Source organism: Stenotrophomonas sp. SMYL89 (assembly GCF_036319985.1).
Classification (GTDB): Bacteria; Pseudomonadota; Gammaproteobacteria; order Xanthomonadales; family Xanthomonadaceae; genus Stenotrophomonas; species Stenotrophomonas maltophilia_Q.
Window position 1 is genome coordinate 37256 of record NZ_JAWIRW010000008.1, and the last position, 11522, is coordinate 48777.

9 protein-coding genes are annotated in these 11522 nt (G+C 66.2%); 6 read left to right on the forward strand and 3 right to left on the reverse strand.

What is annotated here, in order from left to right:
• Positions 1–12: 12 nt before the first annotated feature.
• Both V3B41_RS11740 and galU read left to right on the forward strand, forming a co-directional pair.
• A complete protein-coding gene (locus V3B41_RS11740) occupies positions 13–1926 on the forward strand; it encodes a nucleoside-diphosphate sugar epimerase/dehydratase (RefSeq protein ID WP_049428017.1) in 1914 nt (637 codons plus the stop codon).
• Positions 1923–2801, forward strand: coding sequence for a UTP--glucose-1-phosphate uridylyltransferase GalU (gene galU / locus V3B41_RS11745; RefSeq protein ID WP_024956143.1), 879 nt, complete (start codon positions 1923–1925; stop codon positions 2799–2801). The genes V3B41_RS11740 and galU overlap by 4 nt, the downstream gene beginning before the upstream one ends.
• Positions 2802–3427: 626 nt before the next feature.
• Here the strand turns inward: galU and V3B41_RS11750 are convergent.
• From V3B41_RS11750 to V3B41_RS11760, 3 genes are all read right to left on the reverse strand, one after another.
• Positions 3428–4636 carry an acetyl-CoA C-acyltransferase gene (locus V3B41_RS11750; RefSeq protein WP_329861149.1) on the reverse strand — a complete coding sequence of 403 codons (1209 nt, stop codon included), beginning with the start codon at positions 4634–4636 and terminating at the stop codon, positions 3428–3430.
• 109 nt (positions 4637–4745) lie between these two features.
• Positions 4746–7118 carry a 3-hydroxyacyl-CoA dehydrogenase/enoyl-CoA hydratase family protein gene (locus tag V3B41_RS11755; protein WP_329861151.1) on the reverse strand — a complete coding sequence of 791 codons (2373 nt, stop codon included), beginning with the start codon at positions 7116–7118 and terminating at the stop codon, positions 4746–4748.
• 39 nt (positions 7119–7157) lie between these two features.
• Positions 7158–7811, reverse strand: a complete 654-nt coding sequence (locus V3B41_RS11760) for a TetR family transcriptional regulator (RefSeq protein ID WP_049427155.1) — start codon at positions 7809–7811, stop codon at positions 7158–7160.
• Between the two features lie 358 nt (positions 7812–8169).
• On the opposite strand from V3B41_RS11760, the gene ndk reads away from it, so the two are divergent.
• Genes ndk through V3B41_RS11780 form a run of 4 tightly spaced genes read left to right on the forward strand, consistent with a single transcriptional unit; the run spans position 8170 to position 11474 of the window.
• Positions 8170–8595 carry a nucleoside-diphosphate kinase gene (gene ndk, locus V3B41_RS11765; RefSeq protein ID WP_008265389.1) on the forward strand — a complete coding sequence of 142 codons (426 nt, stop codon included), beginning with the start codon at positions 8170–8172 and terminating at the stop codon, positions 8593–8595.
• Between the two features lie 10 nt (positions 8596–8605).
• Positions 8606–9811 (forward strand): 23S rRNA (adenine(2503)-C(2))-methyltransferase RlmN, encoded by a 1206-nt coding sequence (gene rlmN, locus V3B41_RS11770; RefSeq protein WP_005409296.1) that lies wholly within the window; start codon positions 8606–8608, stop codon positions 9809–9811.
• Positions 9798–10583 carry a tetratricopeptide repeat protein gene (locus V3B41_RS11775; RefSeq protein WP_049427441.1) on the forward strand — a complete coding sequence of 262 codons (786 nt, stop codon included), beginning with the start codon at positions 9798–9800 and terminating at the stop codon, positions 10581–10583. Before rlmN ends, V3B41_RS11775 begins: the two co-directional genes overlap by 14 nt.
• 18 nt (positions 10584–10601) lie before the next feature.
• On the forward strand, positions 10602–11474 hold the full coding sequence (locus tag V3B41_RS11780; protein WP_329861155.1) for a RodZ domain-containing protein: 873 nt from the start codon (positions 10602–10604) through the stop codon (positions 11472–11474).
• Positions 11475–11522 lie beyond the last annotated feature (48 nt).

Consider the following 11522-nt stretch of genomic DNA (forward strand, 5'->3'; position numbering starts at 1 on the left):
ACGACCTGACTTATGGCTTCACCTTGGCGGGACAGAATTCTTGGCCTGATGCCGCGTTCGGCCATCGTCTGCCACGACCTGTTCATGGTCTGGGCATGCTGGCAGCTGCTCCATGCGGGGCGGTACTCGATCCTGCCCAACGCGCCCGCGCTGCCCCTCTGGAACGTCGATACCACGCTGGTGCTGCTGCTGCAGGGCCTGGTGTTCTGGCGCGTGGGCCTGTATCGCGGGCTGTGGCGTTTCGCCAGCGTCAGCGACCTGCTGAACATCTTCAAGGCCAGCTTCATCGGGCTGGTCGGCATCGTGCTGGTGCTGATGTGGAAGCGTTTCGACGGTGTACCGATGTCGGTGCTGGTGATCTATCCGTTCGCGCTGTCGGCGCTGCTGGGCGCGCCGCGCCTGCTGTACCGTGCCTGGAAGGATTACCAGGCACTGCAGTCCGATTCGAGCGCACGCCGCGTGCTGATCCTGGGCGCCGGGCAGGCAGCCGAGACCCTGGTCCGCGATCTGCGCCGTTCCGGCAACTTCGAGCCGGTTGGCCTGCTGGACGACGCACCGCACCTGCGCGGCGCCAAGCTGCAGGGCCTGCCCATCCTGGGCAGCCTGGATGACGCACCGTCGGTGGTTCGCGAGACCGCGGCCAAGTTGCTGGTGATCGCGATGCCGTCGTTGGATGCCGCTGGCATGCAGCGGGTGGTCGCCATCTGCGAAAGCACCGGCGTGCCGTTCCGCACGGTGCCCAAGCTGAGCGACATCCTGCAGGGCCAGTCGCTGCCCGGCCAGCTGAAGGAAGTGGCGATCGAGGACCTGCTCGGCCGCAAGCCGATCACCCCGGACTGGAACCTGATCCGGGGTTGGTTGGGTGGGCGCACCGTGATGGTTACCGGTGCCGGTGGCTCGATCGGCTCGGAGCTGTGCCGCCAGTGCGCGCGCCACGGTGCCGGTCGCATCATCCTGCTGGAGATCAGCGAACTGCTGCTGCTGACCATTGAAGGTGAGCTGCGCCGCAGTTTCCCCGATATCGAGATCGAAGCGGTGCTGGGCGATTGTGGTGATCCCGCGGTGATCCGCCATGCGCTGTCGCTGCATCCGGTCGACACCGCGTTCCATGCGGCCGCTTACAAGCATGTGCCGGTGCTGGAACGGCAGCTGCGCGAAGCCGTGCGCAACAACATCCTGGCGACCGAGAACGTCGCCCGTGCCTGCCTGGAAGCCCGCGTCGAGCATTTCGTGTTCATCTCCACCGACAAGGCGGTGGACCCGGTCAATGCGCTGGGTGCCAGCAAGCGCTATGCCGAGATGATCTGTCAGAGCCTGGACCAGAAGTCCACGCATACCCGGTTCGTCACGGTGCGTTTCGGCAATGTGCTGGCCTCGGCCGGCAGCGTGGTGCCGCTGTTCCGGGAGCAGATCCTGCGTGGTGGGCCGGTCACGGTCACCGACCCGGAAGTCACCCGTTACTTCATGACCATCCCCGAGGCCTGCCAGTTGATTCTGCAGGCAGCGGCTTCGGCTTCGCACGGTGCGATCTACACGCTCGACATGGGCGAACCGGTGCCGATCCGGCTGCTGGCCGAGCAGATGATCCGTCTGGCGGGCAAGCAGCCGTACAAGGATGTGCAGATCATCTATACCGGCCTGCGTCCGGGCGAGAAGCTGCACGAGACGCTGTTCTATTCGGACGAGGACTACCGTGCCACCGCGCATCCGAAGGTTCTCGAGGCCGGTGTCCGCATGTTCTCGCGTGATCTGGTGCTGGGCAACGTCCCGCGCCTGCGGGAAGCAGTCGGCAGCTACGACACCGGAACCATCAAGGAAGTCCTGTTCGCGACGATGCCCGAGTTCTCGCCAATCGAACAGGATGCTTACATTTCATCCGCTAAAGTCGTGCCCTTTCCGGCACGCGAGGCCAACAGGCACCAATGAGCAAGCGAATTCGCAAAGCAGTTTTCCCCGTGGCGGGTCTGGGGACGCGTTTTTTGCCAGCAACCAAGACCGTACCGAAGGAGATGCTGCCGATCATTGATCGGCCGCTGATCCAGTACGCGGTGGATGAAGCAATCGAGGCGGGCTGTGACACGCTGGTGTTCATCACCAACCGTTACAAGCATGCAGTCGCCGACTATTTCGACAAGGCCTACGAGCTGGAGCAGAAGCTCGAGCGCGCTGGCAAGCAGGAGCAGCTGGAACTGATCCGTCACGTACTGCCCAATGGCGTGCGCGCGATCTTCGTGACCCAGGCCGAGGCGCTGGGCCTGGGCCATGCGGTGCTGTGTGCCAAGGCCGTGATCGGCGATGAACCGTTCGCGGTGCTGCTGCCGGACGACCTGATCTGGAACCGTGGTGATGGCGCGCTGAAGCAGATGGCCGATCTCAACGAAGCCAGTGGCGCCAGCGTCATTGCGGTTGAAGATGTGCCGCACGACAAGACCGCCAGCTATGGCATCGTCGCCACCGAGGCCTTTGATGGCCGCAAGGGGCGCATTTCGCAGATCGTGGAGAAGCCGAAGCCGGAGGACGCCCCAAGCGACCTGGCGGTGGTCGGACGCTACGTGCTGAGCCCGAAGATCTTCGAGCTTCTGGAGCAGACCGGCAGCGGTGCCGGCGGCGAGATCCAGCTGACCGATGCGATCGCGCAGCTGCTGAAGACCGAAGAGGTCGATGCCTATCGTTTCGAGGGCACTCGTTTCGACTGCGGTACACACCTGGGGCTGGTGGAGGCGACGATTCGCTTCGCGCTGGACAACCCGAAGCTGGCAGGGCCGGCGCGGGAGAAGCTGACGGCGATGTTGGCGGAATAAGGTTTATCAAGCGTTCCGTCAGCGCCTTCCTGCCAAAGTGGGGGGAGGCGTGGGCAGTCCGCTGCAGGACACGCCGTAAACCCCGCTCCGCGGTCCGGCCCAGCCGCTGGCGGCTGGGCGTTCGGGCGCTTGCGAAGCAGTGCTTCGCAAGCAAAGCGCCCTCACCCTTGGGGGCTCGATGGCGCCTTGCTCGTGTGCGCTGTCCTGCGCACACGGCAAGACCGGGGTTGGGCGTCCTGCCCAACCCGCCCGTGGCATGCCTCGGGCCCATGGCGCCAACGGTCCTGCAGCGGACCGCCCGCGCCTCTCGACAGTTTCCCGCGGGCGCGGACGGGAAGGGTGGAATCAGGGGCAAGGGCAAAAGCAAAAAAGGCAGCCATAGGCTGCCTTTTTTCGTGGATCGGGGTCAGATCCTTTGCGCAGCAGAGGGCTCTGACCCCAGCTCTTGCCTTTGCTCATCCCTCCGCCGCGGGGAGGCTGGAAGGGACGGGTTGGCAGGGCTGCCCGGGACCGTTGGCGCCATGGATGGCGCCATCGAGCCCCCATGGACGGGTTCACGGCGTGTCCCGGGCCGCCCGGCCCACCCGGCCCACGCCATGAAGCCCAACGAGGCAACGCTTTGAACCTTACAGCGCCTCGAAAATACCCGCTGCGCCCATGCCGGTGCCGATGCACATCGTCACCATGCCGTACTTCTGCTGGCGACGACGCAGGCCGTGCAGCAGGGTCGCGGTGCGGATCGCGCCGGTCGCGCCCAGCGGGTGGCCCAGGGCAATCGCGCCGCCCAGCGGGTTGACCTTGCTCGGGTCCAGGCCGCAATCGCGGATCACCGCCAGCGACTGCGCAGCGAAGGCTTCATTGAGTTCGATCCAGTCCAGCTGGTCCTGGGTCAGGCCGGCCTGCTTCAGGGCCTTCGGAATCGCGGCGATCGGGCCGATGCCCATCACTTCCGGACGCACGCCGGCCACCGAGAAGCTGACGAAACGGGCCAGCGGGGTCAGGCCGTAATCCTTGATCGCCTGCTCCGAGGCCAACAGCACCGCGCCCGCGCCATCGCTCATCTGCGAGGAGTTGCCGGCGGTCACGGTGCCGCCGAACTGGCCGTTGCGGAACACCGGGCGCAGCTTGGCCAGGCCTTCAGCGGACGAGTCCGGGCGCGGGCCTTCGTCGGTGTCGGCGATCTTGTTGCGGGTGATGATGCGCTGGCCATCGGCCAGGTCCGGCAGGTGCGAGACGATTTCGTACGCGCTGATCTCGTCCTTGAACTCGCCGTTCTGGATCGCGGCCATGGCCTTCTGGTGCGAGGCGAGGGCGAAGGCGTCCTGGTCTTCGCGCGAGACCTTCCACTCTTCGGCCACCTTCTCGGCGGTGATGCCCATGCCGTAGGCGATGGCGACGTGGTCATTGTCGAACACGCTCGGCGCCATCGCGATCTTGTTGCCCATCATCGGCACCATCGACATCGACTCGGTACCACCGGCCAGCATCAGGTCCGCGTTGCCCAGGCGGATCGCGTCGGCGGCCTGCGCCACGGCCTGCAGGCCGGAGGAGCAGAAGCGGTTCACGGTCTGCGCGGCGATGGTGTTCGGCAGGCCAGCCAGCAGCACGCCGATGCGCGCCACGTTCATGCCCTGCTCGGCTTCCGGCATGGCGCAGCCGATGATGGCGTCATCGATGCGGTTGACGTCCACGCCCGGGGCCTGGGCGACGACGCTGCGCAGCACGTGCGCAAGCATGTCGTCGGGGCGGGTGTTGCGGAACATGCCCTTGGGCGCCTTGCCGACCGGGGTGCGGGTGGCGGCGACGATGTAGGCGTCCTGGATTTGCTTGGTCATTGCAGTGATCTCTCGAAGTTTTTTGCCGGTGTGCCCACCAAGGTGGGCACCTACCAGAGGCGGAGGAGTGCCCACCAAGGTGGGCACCCACCAAAAGCAGGGATGGCGATCAGTTCCGCAGCGGCTTGCCGGTCTTCAGCATGTGCGCGATGCGGGCCTGGGTCTTTTCCTGCTGGGCCAGTTCGACGAAGTGCTTGCGCTCCAGGGTCAGCAGCCACTCTTCGTCGACCAGGGTGCCGCGGTCGACCTTGCCGCCGCACAGCACGGTGGCGATGCGCTCGGCGATCTCGTAGTCGTACGGGCTGATGAAACGGCCTTCCAGCATGTTGACCAGCATCATCTTGAAGGTGGCGATGCCCACGTCACCGGCCACCTGGATGCGGCGTGCCGGCAGCGGCGGACGGTAGCCCGCTTCGGCCAGTGCACGGGCTTCGGCCTTGGCGATGTGCAGGGCCTCGTAGCTGTTGAACACCACCTTGTCGGTACTGCGCAGCAGGCCCAGTTCCTTGGCGTTGACCGCCGAGTTGGACACCTTGGCCATCGCCACGGTCTCGAAGGTCTTCTTCAGTTCGGCGAACACGTCACCGCCCGGGCCTGCGGCCTGCGAGGCACGCACGGCCAGTTCCTTCAGGCCGCCACCGGCCGGCAGCAGGCCGACACCGGCCTCGACCAGGCCGATGTAGCTTTCCAGGAAGGCCACGGTCTTGGCGCTGTGCATCTGGAACTCGCAGCCGCCGCCCAGGGCCAGGCCACGCACCGCTGCCACCACCGGCACCAGCGAGTACTTGATGCGCTGGCTGGTGCGCTGGAAGTTGGCGACCATTTCCTCGAACTGGTCGACCTTGCCGGCCTGCAGCAGGCCCAGTGCACCGGCCAGGTCGGCACCGGCGGAGAAGGGTTCCTTCTGCTGCCAGATCACCAGGCCCTGGAAGTCCTTCTCGGCGCGGCTGACGCATTCCTGCAGGCCATCAAGCACCTGGTCGGAGACGGTGTTCATCTTGGTCTTGAAGCTGACCACGGCGATGCCATCGCCGTCGTGCCACATGCGCAGGCCGTCGTTCTCGAACACGGTCTCGCCCGGTGCGAACGTTTCGCCCAGCAGCGGATCCGGGAAGCGCTGGCGCTGGTACACCGGCAGCGACGAGCGCGGCAGCTTGGCGTTGCGCGACGGGCTGTAGCTGCCCTCGGCGGCGTGCACGCCGTCGCGGCCATCGAACACCCAGTCCGGCAGCGGGGCGTTGCTCATGCTCTTGCCGGCCACGATGTCATCGGCAATCCACTGCGCGACCTGCTTCCAGCCGGCGGCCTGCCAGGTTTCGAACGGGCCCAGCGACCAGCCGTAGCCCCAGCGGATGGCCAGGTCGACGTCGCGCGCGGTTTCGGCGATGTCGGCCAGGTGGTAGGCGCTGTAGTGGAACAGGTCACGGAAGGTCGCCCACAGGAACTGCGCCTGCGGGTGCTGGCTCTCGTGCAGCTTGGCGAACTTCTCGGCCGGGTTCTTGATCTTCAGGATCTCGACCACTTCCGGTGCGGCGGTGCGGTCGGCCGGACGGTAGTCCTGCTTCTCCAGGTCCAGCACCACGATGTCCTTGCCGACCTTGCGGAAGATGCCGGCGCCGGTCTTCTGGCCCAGCGCGCCCTTGGAAATCAGCGCGTCCAGCCACTTCGGCGACTTGAAGAATTCATGCCACGGGTCGTTCGGCAGGGTGTCGCCCATGGTCTTGATGACGTGGGCCATGGTGTCCAGGCCGACCACGTCGGAGGTGCGGTAGGTGGCCGACTTCGGGCGGCCGACCAGCGGGCCGGTCAGGCCGTCCACTTCGTCGAAGCCCAGGCCGAACTGCTGGGTGTGGTGGATGGTCGACAGGATCGAGAACACGCCGATGCGGTTGCCGATGAAGTTCGGGGTGTCCTTGGCGTACACCACGCCCTTGCCCAGGGTGGTGACCAGGAATGCTTCCAGGCCTTCCAGCACGGCGGCGTCGGTGGTGGTGGCCGGGATCAGCTCGGCCAGGTGCATGTAGCGCGGCGGGTTGAAGAAGTGCACGCCGCAGAAGCGGTGGCGCAGCTGCTCGGGCAGCACGTCGGCCAGCTTGTTGATGCCCAGGCCCGAGGTGTTGGACGCCAGCACCGCGTGGTCGGCCACGAACGGGGCGATCTTCTTGTACAGGTCCTGCTTCCAGTCCATGCGCTCGGCGATGGCCTCGATGATCAGGTCGCAGTCCTTCAGCTGTTCCAGGCCGGACTCGTAGTTGGCCGGAGTGATGGCTTCGGCCAGCGACTTGCTGGCCAGCGGCGCCGGGCTCAGCTTGCCCAGGTTGGCGATCGCCTTCAGCACGATGCCGTCGGCCGGACCTTCCTTCGCAGGCAGGTCGAACAGCACGGTGTCGACGCCCGCGTTGGTGAGGTGGGCGGCGATCTGGGCACCCATGACGCCGGCACCCAGCACGGCGGCGCGGCGGACTAGCAGGGAATTGGACATGGTGTAGGGCCTTTGTTGGTCAGCAGTTACTGGGTGGAATCAAAGGGAAGCGGGCAGGGCGCTGGCGCGTGCGGCGGCGCGGAACCCGGCTTCGGCGAAATGGATCAGTTCGTGGGCGGCATGGGCACGATGCGCCGCTTCGGTGACACCGGCGGGACGCTTGATCAGCCCGAAGTCGGCCATGGCATAGGTGAGCGAGCCGGCCAGGAAGTCGAGGCGCCAGTACAGCTCTTCCTTGCTCAGGCCGGGCACGCACTCGCCGATGGCCTTGCCGAACGCACGCAGCACGTGGCCGTAGTGGTCGGACAGGAACTTGCGCAGGTTGTCGTTCTTCTCGGCGTAGGCGCGGGCGATCACGCGCACGAAGGCGCCGCCGTTCTGGCGGTCCTGGGCCAGCGCCAGGGCGGGCTCGACGAAGGCGGCCAGCACCGGGCGCAGTTCGCCGGGGTGCTCGGCGCGGGCACGTTCCAGCTGCGACAGGCGGGCGCCGGTCATCTCGTCCATGCGGCGACGGAACACCTCGTTGACCAGGTTTTCCTTGGAGCCGAAGTGGTAATTGACCGCAGCGATGTTGACGTCGGCCTGGCTGGTGACCTGGCGCAGCGAGGTGCCGGCGAAGCCGTGCTGGGCGAACAGCTCCTCGGCGGCACCGAGGATCCGGTCCTTGGTCGAGAAGTGGGCGGGCTTGGCCATCGGTGGGCAGACCTTAATCAAACGATTGTTTGATACTAGAACCAGACGGTACCGTATGGCATTTTGCAGTGCAGCAAAAATGCGCAGGGTGGTCAGAATCCGCTCAGGTGGGTGAATGGGGGGACCTGGAAGGCTGTGCGGCTTCTGTAGAGCCGAGCCCATGCTCGGCTGCCTTTCTGGCCAAAAGCAGCCGAGCATGGGCTCGGGTCTAACCGGGGCGCTGGCCGCCCACGACCACGGCCGGACAGTAGATTTTACAATTCGCCTACGTTTATCAGGCTAAGCCCGCGTCCCGACGCGGGTTTTTTTCATGTTACCCTTCGGGCCATCAGCGGCCCGATTCCATTGGAGACATCCCATGGCGCTGGAGCGCACCCTTTCGATCATCAAGCCGGACGCCGTTGCCAAGAACGTCATCGGCGAAATCTACGCCCGCTTCGAGAAGGCCGGCCTGAAGGTCGTGGCCGCCAAGTACAAGCAGCTGTCGCGCCGTGAAGCCGAAGGCTTCTACGCCGTGCACCGCGAGCGTCCGTTCTTCAACGCGCTGGTCGAGTTCATGATCTCCGGCCCGGTGATGATCCAGGCCCTGGAAGGCGAGAACGCCGTCCTGGCCCACCGCGACCTGCTGGGCGCCACCAACCCGAAGGAAGCCGCCGCCGGTACCATCCGCGCCGACTTCGCCGAATCCATCGATGCCAACGCCGCCCACGGCTCGGACTCGGTAGAGAATGCCGCGATTGAAATCGCCTACTTCTTCGCCGCCACCGAAGTCGTTTCGCGCTGAGAGTAATGCCGTGAACGAGGTCGTACAGTCCCCCGCCATCCAGCCGCTGCCGAAGTCGGCACCCACGGCTGGCAAGCAGAACCTGCTCGACCTCGATCGCGCGGGCCTGGAGAAGTTTTTCGTCGAGGTTCTTGGCGAAAAGAAGTTCCGTGCCCATCAGGTGATGAAGTGGATCCACCATCGCTACGTCACCGACTTCGATGAAATGACCGACCTCGGCAAGGTCCTGCGCGCCAAGCTGCAGGCCCATGCCGAGGTGCTGGTTCCGAACATCGTGTTCGACAAGCCCTCCGCCGACGGCACCCACAAGTGGTTGCTGGCGATGGGCGTTGATGGCAAGAACGCCATCGAGACCGTGTACATCCCGGACAAGACCCGCGGCACGCTGTGCGTGTCCTCGCAGGTCGGTTGCGGCCTGAACTGCACGTTCTGCTCCACCGCCACCCAGGGCTTCAACCGCAACCTGACCACCGCCGAGATCATCGGCCAGGTGTGGGTTGCCGCACGCCACCTGGGCAACGTGCCGCACCAGATGCGCCGCCTCACCAACGTGGTGATGATGGGCATGGGCGAGCCGCTGATGAATTTCGACAACGTCGTGCGCGCCATGAGCGTGATGCGCGACGACCTGGGCTACGGCCTGGCCAACAAGCGCGTGACCCTGTCGACCTCCGGCCTGGTGCCGCAGATCGATCGCCTGTCTGCCGAAAGCGACGTGTCGCTGGCGGTGTCGCTGCATGCGCCGAACGACGCGCTGCGCGAGACCCTGGTGCCGCTCAACAAGAAGTACCCGATCGCCGAGCTGATGGCCTCGTGCGCACGCTACCTGCGCGCCAACAAGCGCCGCGAATCGGTCACCTTCGAATACACCCTGATGAAGGGCATCAACGACAAGCCCGAGCATGCCCGTGAGCTGGCCCGCCTGATGCGCCAGTTCGACAACGCGGTGCAGGCCAAGGATTCGGGCAAGGTCAACCTGATCCCGTTCAACCCGTTCCCGGGCACCCGCTACGAGCGTTCGGAAGAGGCGCACATCCGTGCCTTCCAGAAGATCCTGCTCGACAGCAACGTGCTGACCATGGTCCGCCGCACCCGTGGCGACGACATCGACGCCGCCTGTGGCCAGCTCAAGGGGCAAGTCATGGACCGTACCCGCCGCCAGGCGGAGTTCAACAAGACGCTGCAGGCGGGGAAGGGGAGCGATGCCGCGGCCTGACCGCCTCTGGCTGGTTCTGCTCGCAGGCACGCTGGCCCTCGCGGTCGGCGGCTGCAAATCCCATCCCAAGGCCAAGCTCGGCCCGAGCGAGGCGCCGGTCTACTCCGTCCGTGATCCGGATGGGGTGCGGCAGCAGGTGCGCTGGCAGGAGTTGCTGACCCTGGCCGGCCGCGACATCCAGGGCGGTAATCTCGATGCTGCCGAGCGCAAGGCGCGCGAAGCCCAGAAGCTGGTGCCCACGGCCCCCGACGGCCTGGTCCTGCTGGCGGGCATCGACGAGCGTCGCGGTCGCAGCCAGCAGGCCGGCGAGAACTTCCGCAAGGCCGCCGAGCTGGCGCCGCAACGCGGCGACGTGCTCAACAACTATGGTGCCTGGCTCTGCCAGCAGGGCCAGGCGGCCGAATCGCTGATCTGGTTCGATCGTGCCCAGCGGGCGCCGGGCAACCCCGCCGTAGCCGAAGCACAGGCCAATGCCGGCAGCTGTGCGCTGGATGCAGGCCAGTTCGAGCGTGCCGAGCGCGACCTGCGCGCGGCGCTGGCGACGCTGCCCGGCAACCCGGTCGCATTGGAGGCCATGGCCCAGCTCAGCTTCCGCCAGGGCCGCTACATGGAGGCCCGGGCCTTCGCCGAACGTAGGATTGCGGCTGCACCCGCAACGCGTTCCGTGTTACAACTTGCGTCTCAAATCGAAGCGCGGCTGGGGGATAGGGCGGCATCTGACCGCTATCTCCAGCGGATTCGACAGGAATTTCCGCAGGAAGCGGGCTCCTAACTCCAGGGTTGATGCATTGTGATTGATGACCAGACTGTGAGCGCTCTCGAGACTGCGGCCGGCTGCGGCACCCGCCTGCGCCAGGCCCGTGAAGCGGCCGGACTGACCCTTGAGGATGTCGGCTCGCGCCTGCGCATGCCGGTCCAGGTGGTCAAGTCGCTGGAAGAAGAGCAGTGGCAGAAGCTGGGCGCACCCGTCTTCGTGCGCGGCCAGCTGCGCAGCTACGCGCGCCTGCTTGATGTCGATGTGGGCCAGCTGCTCGAGCAGGCCCAGGTGGGTCCGGTGGTGCCGCCCACCCTGGTCAGCCATACCCATACCCCGCGTGCGCGCCGCATTGCCGAGAACCTCGGCCGGCGCGTGCTGTACGTCGGCATCACCGCCGTGCTGGCCGTGCCGGTGTGGTTCGCCACCCGCGGCCATTTCGATGGCAGCGCCACGCCGTCGCCGAACACCGCCTCGCTGGACGCGATCCCGGCCGCTGTGCCGGTGGCCCCGTCCGCTGCGGGTGTCGAGCCCTCGGCCCCGGTTGAAGTCGCAAGCGGCCCAGCCAGCAAGCCGGCCGCAACGCCGTATGTCGCTTCGCTGTCCCCGGTGCCGCGTCCGGCACCCACTGCGCCCGCGGCCGCCAATACGCTGGAGATGCAGTTCAGCGGCGACAGCTGGGTCGATATCGGTGGTCCGGACGGCGCCACCGTCGAGAAGGCGCTGATCAAGTCCGGCGAGAGCCGCAGCTTCACCCCGGGCCAGGTGACCCGGGTGACCCTGGGCAATGCTTCGGCGGTCCAGGTTCAGCAGAACGGCGCTATCGTCGATCTGACCCCCTACCAGCGAGCCAACGTGGCACGCTTTCAGGTATCCTCTGAAGGCTCCGTAGTCCCGGTTTCGCACTGAGGCGCGGTTTCACCACCTTCGATTAAACCCAATGGTCCCTCCCGATGG